Origin of the sequence: Bacillus sp. SIMBA_031, from assembly GCF_046535225.1 — a bacterium.
GTDB lineage: Bacteria > Bacillota > Bacilli > Bacillales > Bacillaceae > Bacillus > Bacillus velezensis.
The window spans coordinates 193,689-214,341 of sequence record NZ_JAWRXC010000005.1; the positions used below are offsets into that span (position 1 = coordinate 193,689).

23 protein-coding genes are annotated in these 20,653 nt (G+C 49.9%); 15 read left to right on the forward strand and 8 right to left on the reverse strand.

Annotation, left to right across the window (positions count from 1 at the left end; all coding sequences use genetic code 11):
• Positions 1-9: 9 nt before the first annotated feature.
• From SB724_RS14860 to SB724_RS14870, 3 genes are all read right to left on the reverse strand, one after another.
• The gene (locus SB724_RS14860) at positions 10-885 is read right to left on the reverse strand and encodes a TetR/AcrR family transcriptional regulator (RefSeq protein WP_032872887.1); all 876 of its coding nucleotides are present in this window, start codon (positions 883-885) and stop codon (positions 10-12) included.
• A 160-nt stretch (positions 886-1,045) separates the two neighbouring features.
• Complete coding sequence (nfsA, locus tag SB724_RS14865; protein ID WP_265973360.1) at positions 1,046-1,792, reverse strand: oxygen-insensitive NADPH nitroreductase; 747 nt, start codon at positions 1,790-1,792, stop codon at positions 1,046-1,048.
• 16 nt (positions 1,793-1,808) lie between these two features.
• Positions 1,809-2,096 (reverse strand): putative quinol monooxygenase, encoded by a 288-nt coding sequence (locus SB724_RS14870; protein WP_012116809.1) that lies wholly within the window; start codon positions 2,094-2,096, stop codon positions 1,809-1,811.
• A gap of 141 nt (positions 2,097-2,237) precedes the next feature.
• Between SB724_RS14870 and SB724_RS14875 the strand changes: the two genes are divergently transcribed.
• Positions 2,238-2,552 carry an ArsR/SmtB family transcription factor gene (locus tag SB724_RS14875; protein WP_224224032.1) on the forward strand — a complete coding sequence of 105 codons (315 nt, stop codon included), beginning with the start codon at positions 2,238-2,240 and terminating at the stop codon, positions 2,550-2,552.
• Positions 2,553-2,579: 27 nt separating this feature from the next.
• Here SB724_RS14875 and gabR read toward each other — a convergent pair whose 3' ends face one another.
• Positions 2,580-3,989 carry a MocR-like transcriptional regulator GabR gene (gene gabR, locus SB724_RS14880; RefSeq protein WP_410571730.1) on the reverse strand — a complete coding sequence of 470 codons (1,410 nt, stop codon included), beginning with the start codon at positions 3,987-3,989 and terminating at the stop codon, positions 2,580-2,582.
• A 107-nt stretch (positions 3,990-4,096) separates the two neighbouring features.
• Here gabR and gabT point away from each other — a divergent pair, with 107 nt between their 5' ends.
• The 4 genes from gabT to gdh all read left to right on the forward strand — a co-directional run bounded on the left by gabT (position 4,097) and on the right by gdh (position 8,722).
• Positions 4,097-5,404, forward strand: coding sequence for a 4-aminobutyrate--2-oxoglutarate transaminase (gabT, locus tag SB724_RS14885; RefSeq protein WP_410564637.1), 1,308 nt, complete (start codon positions 4,097-4,099; stop codon positions 5,402-5,404).
• 105 nt (positions 5,405-5,509) lie between these two features.
• Complete coding sequence (gabD, locus tag SB724_RS14890; protein ID WP_265973363.1) at positions 5,510-6,898, forward strand: succinate-semialdehyde dehydrogenase; 1,389 nt, start codon at positions 5,510-5,512, stop codon at positions 6,896-6,898.
• Positions 6,899-7,052: 154 nt separating this feature from the next.
• Entirely contained in the window at positions 7,053-7,916 is an 864-nt protein-coding gene (locus SB724_RS14895) for a RhaT/GlcU family sugar-proton symporter (RefSeq protein WP_003156317.1), read from the forward strand.
• Between the two features lie 20 nt (positions 7,917-7,936).
• Entirely contained in the window at positions 7,937-8,722 is a 786-nt protein-coding gene (gdh, locus tag SB724_RS14900; protein WP_007609424.1) for a glucose 1-dehydrogenase, read from the forward strand.
• A gap of 45 nt (positions 8,723-8,767) precedes the next feature.
• Here the strand turns inward: gdh and SB724_RS14905 are convergent, their stop codons facing one another.
• Genes SB724_RS14905 through SB724_RS14915 form a run of 3 tightly spaced genes read right to left on the reverse strand, consistent with a single transcriptional unit; the run spans position 8,768 to position 11,625 of the window.
• Entirely contained in the window at positions 8,768-9,379 is a 612-nt protein-coding gene (locus SB724_RS14905) for a YcnI family copper-binding membrane protein (protein ID WP_410571733.1), read from the reverse strand.
• Positions 9,380-9,391: 12 nt separating this feature from the next.
• Positions 9,392-11,020: a copper resistance CopC/CopD family protein gene (locus SB724_RS14910; RefSeq protein ID WP_410571735.1), complete on the reverse strand. Its 1,629-nt coding sequence runs from the start codon at positions 11,018-11,020 to the stop codon at positions 9,392-9,394.
• A gap of 32 nt (positions 11,021-11,052) precedes the next feature.
• The gene (locus tag SB724_RS14915) at positions 11,053-11,625 is read right to left on the reverse strand and encodes a DeoR family transcriptional regulator (RefSeq protein WP_410571737.1); all 573 of its coding nucleotides are present in this window, start codon (positions 11,623-11,625) and stop codon (positions 11,053-11,055) included.
• Between the two features lie 176 nt (positions 11,626-11,801).
• Between SB724_RS14915 and SB724_RS14920 the strand changes: the two genes are divergently transcribed.
• From SB724_RS14920 to SB724_RS14940, 5 genes are all read left to right on the forward strand, one after another.
• On the forward strand, positions 11,802-12,143 hold the full coding sequence (locus SB724_RS14920; RefSeq protein WP_003156306.1) for a hypothetical protein: 342 nt from the start codon (positions 11,802-11,804) through the stop codon (positions 12,141-12,143).
• Positions 12,144-12,319: 176 nt separating this feature from the next.
• Positions 12,320-13,759 (forward strand): PTS mannitol transporter subunit IIBC, encoded by a 1,440-nt coding sequence (locus SB724_RS14925; protein WP_410571739.1) that lies wholly within the window; start codon positions 12,320-12,322, stop codon positions 13,757-13,759.
• Between the two features lie 25 nt (positions 13,760-13,784).
• On the forward strand, positions 13,785-14,216 hold the full coding sequence (locus SB724_RS14930) for a PTS mannitol transporter subunit IIA (protein WP_012116817.1): 432 nt from the start codon (positions 13,785-13,787) through the stop codon (positions 14,214-14,216).
• 1 nt (position 14,217) lies between these two features.
• A complete protein-coding gene (locus SB724_RS14935; RefSeq protein WP_410571741.1) occupies positions 14,218-15,339 on the forward strand; it encodes a mannitol-1-phosphate 5-dehydrogenase in 1,122 nt (373 codons plus the stop codon).
• A 68-nt stretch (positions 15,340-15,407) separates the two neighbouring features.
• A complete protein-coding gene (locus SB724_RS14940; protein ID WP_410571743.1) occupies positions 15,408-15,803 on the forward strand; it encodes a 3-hydroxyacyl-ACP dehydratase FabZ family protein in 396 nt (131 codons plus the stop codon).
• A 38-nt stretch (positions 15,804-15,841) separates the two neighbouring features.
• Here SB724_RS14940 and SB724_RS14945 read toward each other — a convergent pair whose 3' ends face one another.
• Positions 15,842-16,006, reverse strand: coding sequence for a hypothetical protein (locus SB724_RS14945; RefSeq protein ID WP_003156294.1), 165 nt, complete (start codon positions 16,004-16,006; stop codon positions 15,842-15,844).
• Positions 16,007-16,133: 127 nt separating this feature from the next.
• Here SB724_RS14945 and SB724_RS14950 point away from each other — a divergent pair, with 127 nt between their 5' ends.
• The 5 genes from SB724_RS14950 to pxpB all read left to right on the forward strand — a co-directional run bounded on the left by SB724_RS14950 (position 16,134) and on the right by pxpB (position 20,652).
• Positions 16,134-16,883 (forward strand): Cof-type HAD-IIB family hydrolase, encoded by a 750-nt coding sequence (locus SB724_RS14950; protein WP_003156292.1) that lies wholly within the window; start codon positions 16,134-16,136, stop codon positions 16,881-16,883.
• Positions 16,884-17,090: 207 nt separating this feature from the next.
• A complete protein-coding gene (locus SB724_RS14955; protein ID WP_007609444.1) occupies positions 17,091-17,855 on the forward strand; it encodes a 5-oxoprolinase subunit PxpA in 765 nt (254 codons plus the stop codon).
• A gap of 22 nt (positions 17,856-17,877) precedes the next feature.
• Positions 17,878-19,092 carry an NRAMP family divalent metal transporter gene (locus SB724_RS14960; protein ID WP_029326223.1) on the forward strand — a complete coding sequence of 405 codons (1,215 nt, stop codon included), beginning with the start codon at positions 17,878-17,880 and terminating at the stop codon, positions 19,090-19,092.
• A gap of 4 nt (positions 19,093-19,096) precedes the next feature.
• On the forward strand, positions 19,097-19,891 hold the full coding sequence (locus SB724_RS14965) for a putative hydro-lyase (RefSeq protein WP_410571745.1): 795 nt from the start codon (positions 19,097-19,099) through the stop codon (positions 19,889-19,891).
• 29 nt (positions 19,892-19,920) lie between these two features.
• Complete coding sequence (gene pxpB, locus SB724_RS14970; RefSeq protein WP_410571747.1) at positions 19,921-20,652, forward strand: 5-oxoprolinase subunit PxpB; 732 nt, start codon at positions 19,921-19,923, stop codon at positions 20,650-20,652.
• Position 20,653 lies beyond the last annotated feature (1 nt).

The window sequence follows — 20,653 nt, forward strand, 5'->3', positions numbered from 1 at the left end:
CTTCTTTCTTTATAGTTTGAGCAATGTTTTAACGGCTGCAAGCGGCTGGTGCAGCGGTCCGGCCTGCTCCAAATAACCGATGAGCGCTTTTATAAGAAAATCCCGCGGCTGTTTGTCCGCTGATTCTTTCTCCAGCATAGCCGCCGCGGAAGCGAGTCCTGCGACGTCATATTTTTCCTCCGGAAGGACTGAGACCGCTTCTTTCAGTTCCTTCAGGCTTTCAGCCAGCAATACGGTTTTGTCTTTCGGCTCAAATGAGGAAGCGGAGGCGATATAAAGGTCAATCATCTCCTGAGGCAAAGCGGTTTCGGTTGTCCTGTTTTCGACGATGAGATTGAGATGGCGGATGATAAACTCCGTGAGCGGCTCCAGGGCGAGCGGTTCTTTTTCCAGCTTAATCAGCGTGATGCATTCTCTCAGGAGCCCCTGCAGGACGATCACCAGCTCCCATACATAAGGAATAATGTCTTCGCCGTACGTCTGAATCAGTGAATCGCGATGCCAGCAGATAAAGGTGGAGCGGGCCCTGTGAATATGCCGTTTTACCCGCTCATTAATGGAAGAGGGGCTTCCGTACATCAGCATATTAAAAAACTGCTGATTGCGCCTGAAGCCTTCAAGCTCAGCCATCAGTTTTTTGGCAAACCGTTCCTCAGGGGAGAGGCTTGTTTCTTCATTCAATAATGAAGCGGCGGCTACCATCTGTTTCTGGTTAAAATCGAGCAGCTCCAGGAGCAGGTCTTCCTTTGATTCAAACAGTTTGTATAAAGACGCTTTGGAGACTTTGCACTCCTCTGCGATCGCCTGCATCGAAACCGACGAAAAGCTTTTCCCGGAAAAAAGCTTCCTTGCCGCCAGCAGAATATCCGTTTTCTTATCATTCATAAGCCCAGATTCCTTCTTTCGTCACAATAGAAAACCCATCGGTTCACAGGAAACCAATGAGTATATGATGAAAATATTAACAAAAATTTTTACATAGTGTCAACGCTTTTGTTTGAGAAATAGAAAAAACCTGCCGGAGTGTTCCGGCAGGCTGATCCGCTTATTTATCCGTCTTAAACCCTTGTTTTTCAAGCATTTCACGAATGTGAGGATAATAAAGCTGCTTATAGTAGGAGGTGATGCCTTGTGACCAGTTTCTCGTTTCCTGTCCGTCGGTGCGTTTTTTCATGTATTCGGACATCTGCTTGTCATAGGCCTCGATATGTGTTCTTAAATCTTCTTCTTGATACGTTTCATGATGCAGAACGGCTGCTTGCGGCAGACGCGGTTTTTTCGCGGAGCGGTCTGCCGGATGGCCGATGACGAGACCGGAAACCGGGAAAACGTATTTCGGAAGTTTCAGCAATTCAATGAGTTCGTCCGGCTTGCCGCGCACGGCGCCGATCGGCACAGTGCCGAGTCCCATTGATTCAGCCGCAGCCGTTGCCGTACCCAGCGCAATCCCGACATCTACGGCTCCGACTAGAACGGATTCTAAACCGTTCGTGATCTCAAGCTGTGTATCATTATATTCTTCAAGCGCAATTTTGGCGCGGTTAAAATCAGCGCAGAATAAAAGGAAAACCGGCGCTTGGTCAATCCACGGCTGGCCGCCCGCCAATTCGGATATTTTTTTCTTCCGCTCCTTATCTTTCACCGCAATAACGGTAAATTGCTGGCCGTTAATGGAAGTCGGCGCTGCCTGAGCGGCTTGGATGATAAGATCCAGCTGTTCATCCGATACGGGTTCATCTGTGTAGCTGCGGATGGAACGGTGGTCTGTTAATAATTGAAGGACTTCGTTCATGTCATTCATCCTTTCGTTACTCTGACAGTTCTGTGCGGACGACGTCAAGCGGCGCACTCAGCACTTCTTTCGCTTTTGCCACGAATCCTTGGAAATGGTCAGTTGCGTTGTGGGATTTCATCGCTTCTTCATCTTTCCATTGTTCAAGCATGACGAATGTATTTTCCTCACCGACTTTTTCGAAAAGATCGTATTGCACATTTCCTTCTTCCGCGCGTGAATGCTGAACAAGTGATTGCGCTTCTCCTAAAAATTCCTCGCGTTTATCCGCTTTTACTTTCATGTAAGCCTGTAAGACGATCATTGTTATTCCTCCTGATTGGGTTAATTTGTTATAGTTCGAATATTATCGAACTAACTGTAACATGTTTCATTGCGAAAGGTAAAGGAAAAACCCTCACCACCTAAATTGTCACCCGCCGCTTTTATGTGTTACATTTGACTCATGAACATTCCAAACCATCCTGAAACCGAACGCTTACAGCTGACAAAGGTTCTTCATGCTCTGAGTGATCCGCTCCGCTTAGAGCTGGTCAAACAATTGGCGGAAACAACAGAAAAAACGTGCGGAACCTGCGCTGATGTCCGGGTCGCTAAATCAACGCTGTCCCATCACTTCAAAGTGCTGCGGGAAGCGGGGATCGCCCAAGTGCGCATAGACGGGAAGCACCGTTATTATTCCCTGCGCAAAGATGATTTACAAACGGCGTTTCCCGGCCTGCTGGAGGCGATTTTGCAGACAGAACCGGACCGCTGGTAAATAAGTCCCCGAATTCCGGGGGTTTTTTTATGCGCCGAAAACCGCCCTGTAAAGCCTGTAGACGCCTTCTTGAATATCGCTCTCCTTCAGGCGGGCAAACCCCAGGATAAGCTGCGGTTTGTTTGAATCGCCTCCCGCTTTCAGACGGAACCGGCTCATCGCAAACAGATCGAGCTGTTCTGCATCCGCCCGTGCCAATATCTCTTTTTCTGAACGGGCGCAGTCAAACTCAGTGACAAAATGAAGCCCCGCATTGGCGCCCTTTACACTTATTCTTTCTCCGAATGTTTCTTCCAAAGCAGAAATGAGGCGTTCCCGCATGTTCTTATAATGCTGCTTCATCTTTTTAATATGTTTCTGATATTCACCTGAATCGATAAATTCTTTCAGCGCGAGCTGGGCAAGTGTACTGCACGTATGCAGGTCATACGTTCTCTCTTTGAACGTTCGCAAAAGCCCGGGCGGCAGAACCATATAGCTGATGCGCAGACCTGGGAAAAGGGATTTTGAAAAGGTCCCCATGTAGATGACATTTTGAAACCGGTCAAGGCTTTGAAGCGCCGGTATCGTATCGGCGTCATATTTAAATTCACTGTCATAATCATCTTCAATGATGAAGCGGCCGTTCTGTTCGGCGGCCCAGTTTAAAAGCTGAATCCGCCGGGAAGCCGGCATGATCACGCCTGAGGGGAATTGATGGGAAGGCGTGGTGATCAATACAGAGGGCCGGCGTTTTTCGATTTCGTCCATGGACATGCCTTTTTCATCAATGCTGATCGTCGCAACCTTTTTCCCGAGGTTTTGCAGCAGCCGGTACATCCTCATATATCCCGGGTTCTCCATGGCGTAGAGCGCGTCTTCTGGCAGCAGTTCCGTCAGCAACTGCACCAGCATTTGCGTGCCCGCTCCGAGCACGATTTGTTCCGGGCGGCATGTAACGCCCCTTGTCAGGGAAATAAGCCGCGAAATTGTTTCACGGACTTCATATAAACCTTGCGGATGGACGAGTTCTCCGAGTGTATGAAATGAACGGGCGGCTGCTTTATGCTCACAGCGGAACCAGCTTTTCAGGGGGAAATGCGCCGTATCCACGCTCATATGAGAAAACGAAATCCAGCCGCTTTTATCCGTCTCCCGCTCTTTCAAATCATCAGGCAATAGGAGCGAAGGCGCTTCTTCATGATAAACCGTATCAATTTCCTCCACGAAAAAGCCTTTTCTTTCGACCGCATATAAATAACCTTCCGAAAGCAGCTGCTGATAAGCTGAATTCACTGAATTCACGCTGACCTTCAGCGTCTCGGCAAGCTCCCGTTTAGACGGCACCTTTGTATGAGGCATCAGGCTGCGCTTCAAAACGGCCGCTTTTATATGCTGATAGATCTGCTGATAGATATAATCCGCCGTTTCCGAATGATCAATGGAAATCGTCAGCATCCAGACCCTGCTCCTTTCTGATACCATGGATAAATTGATTTTGGTACTTTTCATCATACCAAAAAGAAGTCAGAATGATAAGAAAACAATGCAGGGGGATGGAATCTATGAGTCGAACAGCATCATCGGAAGTGACAACTGCCCAGTGGCAGCAAAAACGGGATCAATTCGTTTCCAAGGGGGTCGGCAACGGAAACCGCGGCATGGCGGTAAAAGGGGAAGGGGCGCTTTTGTACGATTTGGACGGCAGACGATTCATTGATTTTGCCGGAGCGATCGGAACGCTGAATGTCGGCCATTCCCATCCGAAAGTGGTGGAGGCCGTGAAGAAACAGGCGGAGGATCTGATTCACCCGGGTTTTAACGTTATGATGTATCCGTCTTATATTGAGCTGGCCGAAAAACTTTGCGCCCTTGCGCCGGGAGATCATGCGAAAAAAGCGATTTTTCTCAATTCGGGGGCGGAAGCGGTGGAAAACGCCGTGAAAATCGCCAGAAAATATACGAAGCGCCAGGCTGTCGTGTCATTTACAAGAGGGTTCCACGGCCGTACGAACATGACGATGAGCATGACGAGCAAGGTGAAGCCTTATAAATTCGGTTTCGGCCCATTTGCCTCAGAGGTGTATCAGGCGCCGTTTCCTTACTATTATCAAAAGCCGGCCGGCATGAGCGACGAGCAGTATGACGACTTTATCATCAGCGCTTTTGAGGATTTCTTTATCGCCGCAGTTGCGCCGGAAACCGTCGCCTGTGTCGTAATGGAGCCGGTTCAGGGAGAAGGCGGCTTCATCATTCCGTCAAAACGTTTCGTCCAGCACGTCGCCGCTTTTTGTAAAAAACACGGCATCGTTTTTGTAGCGGATGAGATTCAGACCGGTTTTGCCAGAACGGGAACGTATTTTGCGATTGAGCATTTCGGAGCCGTTCCTGATTTGATCACCGTATCCAAATCACTTGCGGCCGGATTGCCGCTGAGCGGCGTCATCGGCCGGGCGGAAATGCTTGATGCCGCCGCGCCGGGGGAACTCGGGGGCACATATGCGGGAAGCCCGCTCGGCTGTGCGGCTGCGCTTGCGGTCTTGGATATTATTGAAGAAGAAGGGCTGAATCAGCGTTCCGAGGAGATCGGCCGGATCATTGAGCATCAAGCGCTCGAGTGGAAAAAAGAGCATGCCTGCATCGGAGAAGTGCGCAGACTCGGCGCGATGGCGGCCATCGAAATTGTCAAAGATCCGGACACGCGGGAATCGGACAAAGCAAAAGCCGCGGCGATCGCTAAAACGGCGAACGAGAACGGACTGCTGCTGCTGACGGCCGGCATAAACGGCAACATTATCAGATTCCTGACGCCGCTTGTCGTGACGGATGAGCAGCTCAAAGAAGGCCTTTCCATTATCGAAGCAGCTCTGTGAGTTCAATTATTGGAATGCCGGCGGATGTGTCTGCTATCATAAAAGTATAAGATACATCAACAAGCATTCAATGGCTTTACTATAGCAGAGAAAGGAATGTTCAATATGCCAGAACAATTAACAGTGTACAATCCGGCAACGGGAGAGGCGATCCAAAGCATCCCTCAGCAGACGGCCGAAGATGTTGAAAAAGCGATTGAACGTTCACATCAAGCGTTTCAATCATGGTCCAAAACATCAGCAGGAGAACGTGCCTCACTTTTAAGAAAATGGTATGAGCTGATTGTTGAACATAAAGAAGAACTTGCGGAATTAATTACGAAAGAAAACGGCAAACCGTATGAAGAAGCGGTCGGAGAAGTTTTATACGGCGCCGGCTATATTGAATGGTTCGCCGAAGAAGCAAAACGGATTTACGGCAGAACCGTACCTGCGCCGACAACGGGCAAACGGATTGTCGTCACCCGTCAGGCGGTCGGCCCGGTAGCCGCGATCACGCCGTGGAATTTCCCGAATGCGATGATTACAAGAAAAGCCGCGCCCGCTTTGGCGGCAGGCTGTACGTTCATCATCAAACCGGCGGAGGATACGCCGCTTTCCGCTTACGCCCTTGCGCGTCTCGCATATGAAGCGGGAATTCCGAAGGACGTGCTGCAAGTGGTGATCGGTGACGGAGCCGAAATCGGAAACGTCTTTACCAGCAGCCCGAAAATCCGCAAAATTACTTTCACCGGCTCAACGCCTGTCGGAAAAATCCTGATGAAAAACAGCGCCGACACCGTAAAACATATGTCAATGGAGCTTGGCGGACATGCGCCGCTGATCGTGGATGAAGACGCTGATCTTGATCTGGCGGTAGCCCAAACAATGGCCTCTAAATTCAGAAACGCCGGCCAAACCTGCGTCTGTGCGAACCGGCTGATCGTACACGAATCCGTAAAAGACGAGTTTGCGAAAAAACTGAGTGAAGAAGCTGCGAAACTCAAAGTCGGAAACGGCCTTGAAAAAGGCGTAAACGTCGGCCCTGTCATCAACAAAAAAGGCTTCGATAAAATCGTCGGCCAAATTAATGACGCCGTGGAAAAAGGCGCAAAAGTGCTGACGGGCGGAACGTATGACCAAAACGATGAAAAAGGATGCTATTTCGTAACGCCGACCGTGCTTTCAAATGTAGATACATCCATGAACATCATGCATGAAGAAACATTCGGCCCGGTTGCGCCGATCGTTACGTTCTCAGATATTGATGAAGCGATCAAGCTTGCGAACGATACGCCGTTCGGGCTTGCGGCTTATTTCTTCACAGAAAACTACCGCCGCGGCATCTATATTTCTGAACAGCTTGAATACGGCATCATCGGCTGGAATGACGGCGGTCCGTCCGCGGTTCAAGCGCCGTTCGGAGGAATGAAAGAAAGCGGCATCGGCCGTGAAGGCGGTACGGAAGGCATTGAACCGTACCTGGAAACCAAATACATGTCTATCGGACTTTAATGAGCCGAAAAGAAAGCCCCGCTTCTAAGCGGGGCTGTTTTTATTGAGCGGTCTGCCGGTGAATATCGCCGGCAGGCTTTTTTGATCTTGCGGGAATAATCGGTTCGATTCCAGACAAAATAACAGCAAATACGATTGAAAGAAGGTCGCCATCATGGATATATTACTGGCTCTTCTCCCGGCTTTATTTTGGGGGAGCATCGTGTTATTTAACGTCAAATTAGGCGGCGGGCCTTACAGCCAGACGCTGGGAACGACAATCGGGGCGCTCATCGTTTCGTTTGTGCTGTATCTGTTTGTCCACCCGGTGCTGTCTGGGCGCATTTTTATTGTCGGCATCATCTCGGGGCTGTTTTGGTCGCTCGGCCAAAGCAATCAGCTTAAAAGCATACAGCTGATGGGTGTTTCAAAAACGATGCCGATATCAACGGGAATGCAGCTCGTCTCGACTTCTTTGTTCGGTGTGATCGTATTCAAAGAATGGTCAACCCCGATCGCGATTACGCTGGGTATTCTCGCCCTTATTTTTATCATCATCGGGATTGTGCTCACATCTTTAGAAGATAAAAAGGGGCGGGCGGACGGAGAACCGGGAAACTTAAAAAAAGGCATTGTCATCCTGCTGATCTCCACGCTCGGTTATTTGGTCTATGTCGTTGTGGCCCGGCTGTTCGGCGTATCCGGATGGTCAGCGCTTCTGCCGCAGGCGATCGGGATGGTCATCGGCGGACTGCTCCTGACGTACAAGCATAAACCGTTTAATAAGTACGCCCTCAAGAACATTCTGCCGGGAATCATCTGGGCGCTCGGGAATATGTTTCTGTTCATCTCACAGCCGCGCGTCGGAGTTGCGACAAGTTTTTCCCTCTCTCAAATGGGGATCGTCATCAGCACGCTCGGCGGAATCTTCATTCTCCGTGAGAGCAAAACGAAGCGTCAGCTGGTCGCCATTGCCATCGGGATTATCCTGATCATTGTGGCCGCGGTATTCTTAGGCGTTGCGAAATCAAATTCATAACATATGCAGGAGGTTTGAACATGTACACGGATTTAAAGGGAAAAGTCGTTGCCATTACGGGAGCTTCATCAGGATTAGGAAAAGCGATGGCGATCCGCTTCGGACAGGAGCAGGCGAAAGTCGTGGTTAACTACTATAGTAATGAAAAAGACGCCCAAACCGTTAAAGAAGAGATTCAAAAAGCGGGAGGCGAAGCGGTCATCGTTCAAGGAGACGTCACAAAAGAAGAAGATGTCAAAAACATCGTGCAGACCGCGGTGAAGGAATTCGGCACACTGGATGTCATGATCAATAACGCCGGCATGGAAAATCCGGTTCAGTCGCATGAAATGCCGCTTAAAGACTGGAACAAAGTCATCAATACCAATCTGACCGGCGCTTTCTTAGGAAGCCGCGAAGCCATTAAATATTACGTAGAGAATGATATTCAAGGAAATGTCATTAACATGTCGAGCGTACATGAAATGATTCCATGGCCGCTGTTTGTTCACTACGCGGCGAGTAAAGGCGGCATCAAATTGATGACGGAAACGCTGGCGCTTGAGTACGCGCCGAAGCGCATCCGTGTTAACAATATCGGACCGGGAGCCATCAATACGCCGATCAACGCGGAAAAATTTGCGGATCCCGTTCAGAGAAAAGATGTGGAAAGCATGATTCCGATGGGATATATCGGTGAGCCGGAAGAAATCGCGGCTGTCGCCGTCTGGCTTGCGTCGAAGGAATCAAGCTACGTGACCGGCATTACGCTGTTTGCTGACGGAGGAATGACCAAATATCCGTCATTCCAGGCAGGCCGCGGATAAGAAAAAAAGCGATCGCAGGCTCTTTAGAGCCGGATCGCTTTTTGCTTACGCGCGTTTTTTCTTTACAAGCGCCGCGATGGAAAGGATAATCGCAGCACCTGACAGAACGATGGCCGCAATATCAAGCGCTGATACGCCGGATTTGCTTTCTTCGTTTGACTGTTCAGCTCCGTGCGCATCCGTCACGCTGGCCGATTTCGTGATTTTCGTAATCGAGTGGGGCGTGTCGGCTTTCTCATCACCCGTCCATTCTACAATGCTGCCGTCTTTGTAATATTGGTAAGCGTCCCAAGCGGCATCTCCGCTCTTTTCAGGATTTTTCGCAACGAACGTGAATTGCTGGAATTGGCCGGGCTGAATGCCGCCGTCCTTTGCTTCCCAAGTGACGGAGACCGCTTTGTCATCATGTTTGGATACGGATGTTTTCCAGCCCGGAATCGGCTGATACTGCTGAAATTCAACGCCGGCGGGCATTTTCAGCACGACTTTCGTTGTCGGCTCATTCTTTTCCACAGGCACTTTCATCGTGTACGTTTCCCAAGAACCGGCCGCGGATTCCGCGGGTTTGACTGAGACGTGGGCGCTTGCTGTCGCCGTAAAACCGACGAGTGACAGGGTCACGGCGGATATGAATAATAAAGCCTTTTTTTTCAACATGAGATACACTCCTTAGTTTGTCGTTGAGAATATTTGGTTGATTTCATTAAAATCGTTTGTCAGCCCGTGGACTTTGATCTTCCAGTTTCCCTTTTCGGTGATGGACAGGTTGGCGGCTTCAAATGTGCCTTCCTTCGTCTTCTTCAAATCAAAGGTGCTTTCATGCTGTTTGCCGCTGAAGCCCGTCTGGTAAACAGTGACCGTAAATTGCTGAATGTCTTTTACCAAGCTGCCGTTGTGATCGGTGACAATGACTTGAAATTCATTTTTACCCGGCTGGTTCGGCGTAATGTGCAAGGACAGGGTTTCCCCGTTTCCGATCGTTTCTGAGCCGTTAAAAGGCAATGGCGCAGGCGGCGGCGGGCTGGGCAGGCTTGTGAAGACGGCGGTTGTAAATAACACCGCAATGCCTAGTGCCCATTCGGCCTTTATCGTTGCGCTGATGCTCCTTTTTCTGCTGAACTTCGTCATCCATACGTGAACGGCGCCGAGCACAAGCATGATGACAAACAGTCCGATTTTCAAAAGGAGCGTCTTACCGTAAGCGGTGTGAAAGAGTGAATCAAACGTGCGGATAATGAAAAATCCGTTCAGCACGCCTGAAAATAACAGCACACCGACAGAGGCGAACGCCCAAGGAGAAAACCGTCTGACCGTTTCCCAAGCGATGGTTTTATCGGGTTTTCTCCACTCTGATGAAAGAAGCAGCACAAGCGCGGCGATACCGCCCATCCATACAGACGCGGCCGATAAATGGAGAAAGTCCATCGCGATGCCGACCGCTTTTTCGTCGATAACCGCCGCATGCCCGGCAAATGCTTTTGCCAAAAGCGAAGCGAAGAAGAACAACAGCGGTGCCGTCCAGTACGCAAATGACCGGAATGCTTTCTTCTTCAACAGCGGGATCATGGACAGGGCGAGCAGGATAAATAAGCTGATCTGGATCATCCAGACGTACCCGCCTGCCGTTTTCAGAAGCGTTTCTTTTACATAGTCCGGCTGAAACGCGGCGCTCCAAGCGCCGCCCGCGTTTTCTTTCGTCTGGATCGGGAGCTGGCAGATAAGCGCGAGCCCCGTTAAACATAAAAAAATCACGAGCAGCTTTACAGTTCGTTTTGCTTTTGATGAATCTTTATTATTTCTGTACCAAAACAGATGGAAAAAAGCAGTGCCGATAAACAGGGAGAGAGCGGTGTACAAAATACCGCGGTCGATGGCCGCTTCGGGATGAAGCGCCGCTTGCGATGATGTCTGCTCCTGAAGTTCTCCGCCGGCTTTTCCGATACTGAAAGGGATGACGCCGGATACCGGATGTCCGTCGGCCGATACCGCGTTCCATTCCGCTCTGTAAATATCATGCGGCAGATTTTTTTTCAATGCCGCGGTCATGATGCGGGCATCATTTTTTTGAATCACCGTTTTGCCCGCGTCGACCCGTTCGCCGGATGAATTATAGACCTTAATGGAGTGGAATCCTTCTTCAATCTGTTCATTAAACTCAATTTCAATCTGCTTCGGCGCTTGTTTTAATTCGCTGTTCTCACCCGGATTTGAGTTTGTGATGTAGGCGTGGGCGAAGCTTGTTTTCGGAATCAAAACAAGGAACAGCAAAAAGATGAGCCAGCGTTTGTTCTGTCTCATGGATGATGACACCGCCTTCCGGTTGGTTGTTGTTATGTCTTGCTGCAGGTGCATCCCTTCTGCCTGTCGTGTAAGATGATGTCCGCCGCCTCGTCAAAGGTGCAAATGACCCCGCCGAATCCTTTTTGAAACCGTTCTGCGTAATCAAGCGTTGAGAAGGGAATCGCCTGAGGCCGGCAGCAGTGAAGGTCAATATCGGCATGGACTAAAAAGTATGCGGAAGCGGCCGTCAGCGTCGTCTGGAGAAGAAAATCTTTACAAATGACGTGGGACACTTCTTCCTTTTTATCCTCATACCGCAAAATCGCGCAATGAATGCAGCACATCTGCTCAACGGCTTGTGAAATGGTAATAAGCTGAACAGAATACGAATGCTGAATCGGCCGCAGGCAATAGCCGCATTGATTGGCGCTTCGTTCTGAAGCGGGAGGGAGCGTAATGCCGCCGGGTGTCCGGATAATCCGGTTTGCATCCGCCAGCTGATTGACGTCTCTGTACACGGTCATCTCGGAGACGCCGAATCTCTCGCTTATGTCAGAGATTTTCAGCGCGCCCTCTTCTTTCAGCCATTCAAGCAAGGTTTGCTGTCTGTGAATCGGAAGCAATTCTGCATCCTCCTTTTTATGCGAATGAGTGATGAACCTCCCTCTAAGAGTAGATGTTTTCACAAATGCACACAAGAGCCTGATGATAAAATATGTGAAAAAATGTTGAACAATCACAAATGTAAAAGACGTAGTCAGACTCTGTTATAATAGAAGAGTTGAATGGAGGAATAAACATGAAAGAAACGACCTGCCCGAACTGCGGCAAGCCGATTACAGGCGACATGGTCAGATCATCCATGATCCCGTGCCAGTTTCAGTGCGGGCATTGCCATGTGAAATTGCGTGAATATAAAGTATCAGCTCCGATTATGGCTGCGGCCATTGCGATTACGGTGCTTTTGATTTATCTTGTGCAGATGGCCAGAACCGCCGTCATGCCGATGTTTCCGGCAGCGCGGTATGTGCCGGCCGCCATTTTCGCGCTCGTATGTGCGTATCCGGTGTTTATTGTCAGTGAGCGGCTCATTGCCAAACTCGTCGTCACAAAAGGACACATTATATACAGAAAGCGGTAAGACACCTTTGATGAGGTGTCTTTTTTTGTTAAGGAGTTGTCACAGTCTCTGTGCCAAACTCCTCTTTACTTTTCATTGAATGGGGATTGTAAGCGTTTTATGATGAAGACACAGGGGGGAGAGAGAAACCCCGTGTCTTATTTATTTTCATCTGAAGGCAAGCAAACAGGGAGGGAATGAACATGCAGCAAGAACAGCAAGCTGGCATGAAAGTGAAGATACAGCGGTTCGGCAGTTATTTAAGCGGTATGATCATGCCGAATATCGGCGCATTTATCGCATGGGGAATTATCACCGCGCTGTTTATTCCAGCGGGATGGTTTCCGAATCCGCAGCTGAATACATTGGTAAGCCCGATGATTACGTATCTACTGCCGCTTTTAATCGCATATACGGGCGGAAAAATGATTTACGATCACCGCGGGGGAGTCGTCGGAGCGACGGCGGCCATCGGAGTCATTGTCGGAGCGGACATTCCGATGTTCTTAGGGGCAATGATTATGGGGCCTTTGGGCGGTTATCTCATTAAACAATTAGACCGTGTGTTTAAAGATAAAGTCAGACAGGGTTTTGAAATGCTGATCAACAACTTCACGGCGGGAATTATCGGCGCGGTGCTGACGATTATCGCGTTTTATGCGATCGGCCCGGTCGTCCTGTCTCTTAACAAATTGCTGGCGGCGGGTGTGGAAGTCATTGTCCACGCGAATTTGCTGCCGATTGCAAGCGTTTTCGTAGAACCGGCGAAAGTCCTGTTCCTGAATAACGCGATCAACCACGGCATTTTAAGTCCGATCGGAATCGAGCAGGCCGCCAAAGCGGGTAAATCCATTCTGTTCTTAGTGGAAGCGAACCCCGGGCCGGGACTCGGTATTTTACTGGCATATATGTTCTTTGGGAAAGGCTCTTCAAGATCGACGGCTCCGGGAGCGGCGATCATTCATTTCTTCGGAGGGATACATGAAATCTATTTCCCTTACATTTTAATGAAACCGATGCTGATCCTCGCGGCGATCGCCGGGGGAGCGAGCGGACTGCTTACATTCTCGATCTTTAACGCAGGTCTTGTCGCCGCATCATCTCCGGGAAGCATCATCGCCATTTTGGCGCTGACGCCGAAAGGGAGCTATCTCGGCGTGCTGGCGGGCGTCATCGTTGCCGCGGCCGTATCGTTTATCGTTTCGGCGCTTATTCTGAAATCGTCTAAAGCGGGCGAAGAAGATTTGACAGCCGCGGCGGAAAAAATGCAGGAAATGAAAGGCAGGAAAAGTGATGCGGCGGCCGCGTTGGCAGACAAAGAGGAAGAGCCGGAAAACAGCGCCGCTGATATTTCCGCCGACCAAGTCAGCCGCATTATCTTCGCGTGTGACGCGGGTATGGGATCGAGCGCAATGGGCGCCTCCATTTTAAGAAACAAAGTGAAAAAAGCAGACCTGGATATTGATGTGACAAATACGTCGATCAATAATCTGCCGAATGACGCGGATATCGTCATTACGCATAAGGACCTGACTGACCGCGCGAAAGCGAAGCTGCCGCAGGCGGTGCACATTTCGGTTGATAATTTCTTGAACAGCCCGAAATACGATGAACTGATTGAAAAGCTTAAAAACTAATCAAACAGAAAGAGGGATCTTCATCATGGAAGTATTGGCTAAAGCGAACATCAAACTGAACCAGACGGTGAACTCAAAAGAGGATGCCATCCGCCTCGCGGGACAGACATTGATTGATAACGGCTACGTGAAGAACGGCTATGTGGAAAAAATGTTCGAACGTGAAGAAACATCATCGACGTTTATGGGGAATTTCATCGCGATCCCGCACGGCACGGAAGATGCGAAGGATGAGGTGCTTCATTCAGGCATTTCCGTCATCCAGATTCCGGACGGTGTAGAATACGGTGAAGGCAATACGGCAAAGGTCGTTTTCGGTATCGCCGGAAAAAACAATGAACACTTAGACATCCTGTCAAACATCGCCATCATCTGCTCAGAGGAAGAAAACATCGAACGGCTGATCAGTGCAAAGACGGAAGAAGAACTGGCCGCTATTTTCAGCGAGGTGAACTGACATGATTGCCCTTCATTTCGGAGCGGGAAACATCGGGCGGGGCTTTATCGGCGCCCTGCTCCATCATTCCGGCTATGAGGTAGTTTTCGCTGATGTGAATGAAACGATGGTCAGCCTTCTCAATGAAAAGAAGGAATATACCGTGGAGCTTGCCGACGGCGGCCGGCAGACCGAAATCATCGGCCCCGTTTCAGCCATCAACAGCGCGGTGCAAGAACAAGAACTGTACGGGCTGATCAATGAAGCGGCGATCATTACGACGGCGGTGGGCCCGAACGTTCTCAGACTCATCGCCCCGTCCATCGCGGAAGGGCTGAAGCGCAGAACGTCCTCTGAGCCTCTCAATATCATTGCCTGTGAAAATATGATCGGAGGCAGCAGTTTTCTGAAAAAAGAAGTTTTCGGACATTTGACGGAAGTGGAACGGGAACTCGTGAACCGGACGGTCGGCTTCCCGGATTCTGCGGTGGATCGGATCGTGCCGATTCAGCACCATGAAGGTCCGCTGAAAGTATCCGTAGAACCGTTTTTTGAATGGGTCATAGACAGAACCGGCTTTGCCGGCGGCCAGCCGGTACTGGAAGGCGCGTTATTTACGGATGACCTTACGCCGTTCATTGAACGGAAACTGTTTACCGTCAATACCGGTCATGCCGTTACGGCGTACGTCGGCTATCAGCGCGGATTAAAAACCGTCAAAGAGGCCATCGGCCATCCGGAAATCCGGCGTGTCGTGTACGATGCACTTTCAGAAACGGGCGAGTACTTGGTGAAAGCGTACGGCTTTAAGCAAGCCGAACACGAGCAGTACATGAAAAAAATCATCAGCCGCTTTGAAAATGAATACATCACGGATGATGTGACAAGAGTCGCCAGATCACCGCTCAGAAAACTCGGAGCGAATGATAGATTAGTAGGGCCGGCCAAAAAAATAAAAGAACCGAACGCGCTGGCAGAAGGCATCGCCGCCGCCCTGCGCTTTGACTATCAGGATGATCCGGAAGCGGTTGAGCTGCAAAAGCTTATCGCGGAAAAAGGCACGAGCCGCGTTCTTCAAGACATTTGCGGTATTCAGCCGCATGAACCGCTGCACGGCATCGTGCTCAAAAAGCTCAATCAATAAAAATGAACCCGCGTCGGGGGACGCGGGTTTTTTCTTGCGTTATAATGAGAGGGAAGGGAGGCTGCGTGATGAATCAGAAGCTATTGCCCCATCGTTTTCCGTTTCTTTTGATTGACGGCACGACGAACAGTGAAGCCGGAAAATGGGCGGCTGCTTACAAAAACATCAGTGAAAATGAATGGTTTATAACTGAATCCCAAAGAGAGATGCCATTTTCGCTAGTCGTTGAAGCAATGGCCCAAACGGCGGCTTGCGCGGGAATTACCGGCGGTGACGGCCTCGGTCTTTTATCCGCGGTGAAGAAAGCGGAAAGGTTAGGTGCCGCTTTGCCGGGAGATCGTCTGGATCTTTTGTTTGAGGTCACGCGAATCAGGCGCGGTTTTGTGTTCGGCCGGGCGAAAGCGTCCGTTGCCGGGAAGCCTGTGGCGGAAGCTGAGCTCAGCATATTTATCCAGCCATCATAAAAAAAGCCGCCTCCATCGGCGGCTTTCGGACAAGCGTGTTATTTTGTATCATAATCTCTTTCACTTTGTGAATTGTCCCTTTGGTCATGTTTGTGTTTTTCGTCATTGGCGTTTTCCTTCAGCTCTTCCAGCGGAATCGGATCGGTTAAATCATGATGTTCAGGATTTTCATTCGGTTTGTTCTTTTGTTTTCTTTCTTTCATCCTCCATCACCTCAATATTTCTTTTCCTCAACGTTCTCCCCGCCAAACGCAGGAAGCGGTTTTTTGTTCCTGTGGGTCATATGTATTAAAATAGAGACGACTACATTATAAAAAGTGAGGTACATATATGCCGATACAAAGAGAAGACGCAGATATTAAACTGATCGCGATTGATATGGACGGAACCCTGCTCAATGACGAGCAGCTCATCCCGGAGGAAAACCGGCGGGCGATCAAGGAAGCGGAGGCGAAGGGAATTCACGTCGTCATCAGCACAGGACGCACGCTGATGACCTGCCGCGAACTGGCTGAGTCTCTCGAGCTGTCATCCTTTTTAATCACGGCAAACGGCAGCGAAATCTGGGATTCCAACTTTGAGCTGGTTGAGCGCAAGCTTCTTCATACCGATCATATTCAAAAATTATGGGATCTGAGGAATAAGCACAACACGAATTTCTGGGCCTCTACCGTCGATAGAGTGTGGAGAGGGGAATTCCCGGAAACGATTACGGATCATCAGTGGCTCAAGTTCGGATTCGAAATCGAGGATGACGAAGTGCGGAATGAGGTGCTGAAAGAGCTCAAGGAATACAAGGAGCTCGAGATCACAAACTCCAGTCCGATCAACATCGAAGTCAATGCCCTCGGTATCAACAAAGCGGCTGCGCTGGCGAAGGTATCGGAAAAACTCGGCTTCACGATGGAAAATGTGATGGCCATGGGTGACAGTCTGAATGACATTGCCATGATTGAAAAAGCGGGTGTCGGCGTCGCCATGGGGAATGCGCAGGACATTGTGAAAGAAACAGCTGACTGGGTGACTGATGTCAACACGGAAAACGGGGTTGCCAAAGCGATCCGCCACTGGGTGTTATAATAGAAAAAAGAGAGAGTCTCAGTATGAGGCTCTCTTTTTTTTTGTTTTGTCAGATTTATGACTAGGTCCATGGTAGGTTTTCTGACAAAAGGATGTTCAAACCTGTCAGAATTAAATATAATGAAGAGAAATTCAACAATTCGGAATAGTCATTCCGAATAGCGGAATGATAATAATATAAAACGTTTACAATACAGGAGGGATCTTATGTTTCAGATTGACATCAATTGTGATTTAGGAGAGAGTTTCGGTGCTTATAAAATCGGACTGGATGAAGAGATTTTGGATTATGTGACATCTGCAAACATCGCCTGCGGCTTTCATGCGGGTGATCCCAGCGTGATGCGCAAAACGGTTGCGCTTGCGGCGGAAAAAGGCGTGAAAATCGGCGCTCATCCCGGGCTGTTCGATCTGCAGGGATTCGGGCGGCGGCAGATCGCGATTACACCCGAGGAAGCGTATGATCTGACGCTGTACCAAATCGGCGCGCTGTCAGGGTTTTTAAAAGCAGAAGGTGTCGAGATGCAGCATGTGAAGCCGCACGGCGCTTTATATAATATGGCCGCCGTCAATCCCGGCCTGTCAGAAGCCATCGCTCAGGCGGTCTGTCATTTTGATCCCGGGCTTATTCTTTTCGGGCTTTCCGGTAGCGAGCTGATTAAAGCGGGAGATCGAATCGGACTGAGGACGGCAAGCGAAGTGTTTGCGGACCGCACCTATCAGGAAGACGGCACGCTGACGCCGCGTTCAGAGCCGGATGCGCTGATTCAGGATGACAAAAAAGCGGTCGGTCAAGTGATTCAAATGGTGAAAGACAGCACGGTGACATCACGTAAGGGACAAGCTGTAAGCCTGAAAGCGGACACGGTCTGCATTCACGGAGACGGAGCCCACGCCCTCACATTCGCAAAAACAATCAAAAAAGAATTAAAAGCGGCAGACATTCAAATCAGCGCGCTTGCAAAAGACTGAGCAGCAGAGGGAGGAAGACAGCATGGAGCAAAAGAAAAAAACAGCCGGAAAGGCTTCCGGCAAATGGTCGATTCTTTTAGGCGCGACATTTTTGATGGCGACATCATCAATCGGGCCCGGCTTTCTGACGCAAACGGCCACGTTTACCAATACATTGGCGGCAAGCTTCGGCTTTATCATTTTAATTTCTATTATTTTGGACATTTTCGCGCAAACCAATGTATGGCGGATTATCGCGGTTTCCGGAAAGCGCGGCCAAGAGATTGCCAATATGGTGCTTCCGGGCGCCGGTTATGCCATTGCTTTTCTGGTCATGCTCGGCGGACTTGCGTTTAATATCGGAAACATCGGCGGCGCGGGTCTCGGTCTTCAAGTATTATTTGGGATCAAACCGGAGATCGGCGCTTTAATCAGCGCAGCGGTCGCGGTGCTGATTTTTGTCATAAAGGAAGCCGGAAAAGTCATGGACCGTTTTATGCAGATCGCCGGAATCGTCATGATCGTATTGACGGTGTATGTTGCCGTAACGACGGCTCCGCCGGTCGGACACGCCGTTGTGAAAACTTTTATGCCTGATCATATCAGTGTGCTGGCGATCGTGACGCTTGTCGGCGGCACGGTCGGCGGATACATTACATTTGCCGGCGGTCACCGTTTGCTTGATTCAGGCATCCAAGGGAAAGAAGTCATCCCTCAGGTTACGAAAAGCTCCATCACAGGCGTTCTGATTACATCGATTATGCGGATTGCCCTGTTTCTCGCCGTGCTCGGCGTCGTCTCAAAGGGCCTGAGCATTGATCCTGATAATCCGGCGGCTTCTGTATTCCGGCTTGCGGCGGGAAATGTAGGCTATAAAATTTTCGGCGTCATCATGTGGTCTGCCGCTATCACGTCTGTCATCGGCGCCGCCTATACATCGGTATCATTTTTCAAATCATTTTCAACAAAAATCGAAAAGCACTCACATGGCGTAATTATCGGTTTTATCATCGTATCCACTCTTATATTTGTCACGATCGGCCAGCCTGCCAAAATTCTGGTCGCGGTCGGTTCGCTTAACGGCTTAATTCTGCCGCTTGCATTAGCGATGATTCTGTTGGGCGCTTATAAGAAAAAAATCGTCGGCGATTACAAGCATCCGATCTGGCTCACGATTGCAGGGGCGATCGTAGTGGTTGTCATGGCGGTTATGGGCATCTATACATTATTCACGCAAATGCCGCAGCTATGGAGCTGATGATATGAAAAACAATATGAGTGACATGAGCCCCGAAGAAGTCAGACAGCTGATCAGGAAGGGGCAGATGACCGGGCCGACGGCGGGGATGGCCGCTTCTTACGCACAAGCCAATCTCGTCGTTTTGCAAAAGGATCTTGCCTTTGATTTTCTCTTATTCTGCCAGCGCAATCAAAAGCCTTGTCCGGTGCTTGACGTGACGGATGCGGGTTCACCCGTTCCGGCAATAGCTGCGCAGGGAGCTGATATCCGGACGGACTTTCCGAAATACAGGATTTATCGGCATGGCGTGCTTACTGAAGAGGTAACGGATATTACGCCGTATTGGAAGGATGATGATGTCGGGTTTTTGATCGGCTGCAGTTTTTCATTCGAGCAAGCTCTTATCAATCAGCACATTCCAATCAGGCATATTGATGAAGGCGTGAACGTTCCCATGTATAAAACAAATATTGACTGTGTTCCGGCGGGCCCATTTTCAGGAAAGATGGTCGTCAGCATGAGACCGATTCCGGAAAGGCTTACAGTCCGCGCGGCGCAGGTCACGTCACGTTTTCCCGCCGTGCACGGCGCCCCCGTCCGCATCGGAAATCCGCAAAGCATCGGTATCAGCGATTTGCATCAGCCGGATTTCGGAGATGCCGTAACGGTGCGGGAAGGTGAAGTTCCCGTATTCTGGGCCTGCGGCGTTACACCCCAGGCGGTGATCATGGAAGCAAAGCCTGATATCGTAATAACACATTCACCGGGGCACATGCTGATCACCGATATACGAAATGAATCGCTTGCTGTCCTGTAAGTGAGAAAGAATACAAAGAGGTGATGACAATGATGCAGTATAGCGGAAATACAGCGCTTGATATACAGCCGTACGGTGATTCCGCCGTTATCATCCGCTTTGGCGGGCACATCAGCGAAGAGGTCAACAGCCGGGTGCATGCGGCGGCAGCCTGTATGGAAGAACGGCCGTTCCCGGGCTTCGTTGAATGTATTCCGGCATTCACAAGCCTAACGATCTTTTATGATATGTATGCCGTCTCAAACATAAAAAAAGGCGTCTCTCCTTTTGCCCTGGTCAAGAAAGAAGTGACAGAACGTCTCAGCCATATAATGACCGACCGCCAGGAAGAGCGCCGGGTGATGGAAATCCCCGTTTGCTACGGCGGTGATTTCGGTCCCGATTTAGAAGAGGTCGCTGAGATGAACGATCTGACCCCGGAAGACGTCATCCGTATTCATACTGAAGGCGAATATCTCGTTTATATGCTCGGATTTGCGCCGGGATTTCCGTTTTTAGGAGGAATGTCTGAGCGGATCAGAGCGCCGAGAAAGGCGTCACCAAGGCCGTCCATCCCGGCCGGTTCAGTAGGAATCGCGGGAATGCAGACCGGTGTGTATCCGATATCCACTCCCGGCGGCTGGCAGCTGATCGGCAGCACCCCGCTCAGGCTTTTCAGGCCGGAAGAACATCCGCCGAGTCTTTTGAGAGCGGGCGATACGGTGAAATTCGTCCGGGTCACGGCAGAGGAATACAGCCGCATCAAGGAGGGAGCCGAATGAG

Bases quoted from the DNA above. Each gene is read 5' to 3' on its own strand.
- gdh (WP_007609424.1), top strand. From the start codon at position 7,937: ATGTACACGGATTTAAAGGGAAAAGTCGTTGCCATTACGGGAGCTTCA.
- SB724_RS14960 (WP_029326223.1), top strand. From the start codon at position 17,878: ATGGAGCAAAAGAAAAAAACAGCCGGAAAGGCTTCCGGCAAATGGTCG.
- SB724_RS14870 (WP_012116809.1), bottom strand. From the start codon at position 2,096: ATGATCGTCTTACAGGCTTACATGAAAGTAAAAGCGGATAAACGCGAG.
- SB724_RS14930 (WP_012116817.1), top strand. From the start codon at position 13,785: ATGGAAGTATTGGCTAAAGCGAACATCAAACTGAACCAGACGGTGAAC.
- gabD (WP_265973363.1), top strand. From the start codon at position 5,510: ATGCCAGAACAATTAACAGTGTACAATCCGGCAACGGGAGAGGCGATC.
- SB724_RS14945 (WP_003156294.1), bottom strand. From the start codon at position 16,006: ATGAAAGAAAGAAAACAAAAGAACAAACCGAATGAAAATCCTGAACAT.
- nfsA (WP_265973360.1), bottom strand. From the start codon at position 1,792: ATGAACGAAGTCCTTCAATTATTAACAGACCACCGTTCCATCCGCAGC.
- SB724_RS14895 (WP_003156317.1), top strand. From the start codon at position 7,053: ATGGATATATTACTGGCTCTTCTCCCGGCTTTATTTTGGGGGAGCATC.
- gabR (WP_410571730.1), bottom strand. From the start codon at position 3,989: ATGCTGACGATTTCCATTGATCATTCGGAAACGGCGGATTATATCTAT.
- SB724_RS14920 (WP_003156306.1), top strand. From the start codon at position 11,802: ATGAAAGAAACGACCTGCCCGAACTGCGGCAAGCCGATTACAGGCGAC.
- SB724_RS14955 (WP_007609444.1), top strand. From the start codon at position 17,091: ATGTTTCAGATTGACATCAATTGTGATTTAGGAGAGAGTTTCGGTGCT.
- SB724_RS14965 (WP_410571745.1), top strand. From the start codon at position 19,097: ATGAAAAACAATATGAGTGACATGAGCCCCGAAGAAGTCAGACAGCTG.
- pxpB (WP_410571747.1), top strand. From the start codon at position 19,921: ATGATGCAGTATAGCGGAAATACAGCGCTTGATATACAGCCGTACGGT.
- gabT (WP_410564637.1), top strand. From the start codon at position 4,097: ATGAGTCGAACAGCATCATCGGAAGTGACAACTGCCCAGTGGCAGCAA.
- SB724_RS14910 (WP_410571735.1), bottom strand. From the start codon at position 11,020: ATGAGACAGAACAAACGCTGGCTCATCTTTTTGCTGTTCCTTGTTTTG.
- SB724_RS14905 (WP_410571733.1), bottom strand. From the start codon at position 9,379: ATGTTGAAAAAAAAGGCTTTATTATTCATATCCGCCGTGACCCTGTCA.
- SB724_RS14875 (WP_224224032.1), top strand. From the start codon at position 2,238: ATGAACATTCCAAACCATCCTGAAACCGAACGCTTACAGCTGACAAAG.
- SB724_RS14950 (WP_003156292.1), top strand. From the start codon at position 16,134: ATGCCGATACAAAGAGAAGACGCAGATATTAAACTGATCGCGATTGAT.
- SB724_RS14935 (WP_410571741.1), top strand. From the start codon at position 14,218: ATGATTGCCCTTCATTTCGGAGCGGGAAACATCGGGCGGGGCTTTATC.
- SB724_RS14860 (WP_032872887.1), bottom strand. From the start codon at position 885: ATGAATGATAAGAAAACGGATATTCTGCTGGCGGCAAGGAAGCTTTTT.
- SB724_RS14940 (WP_410571743.1), top strand. From the start codon at position 15,408: ATGAATCAGAAGCTATTGCCCCATCGTTTTCCGTTTCTTTTGATTGAC.
- SB724_RS14925 (WP_410571739.1), top strand. From the start codon at position 12,320: ATGAACATGCAGCAAGAACAGCAAGCTGGCATGAAAGTGAAGATACAG.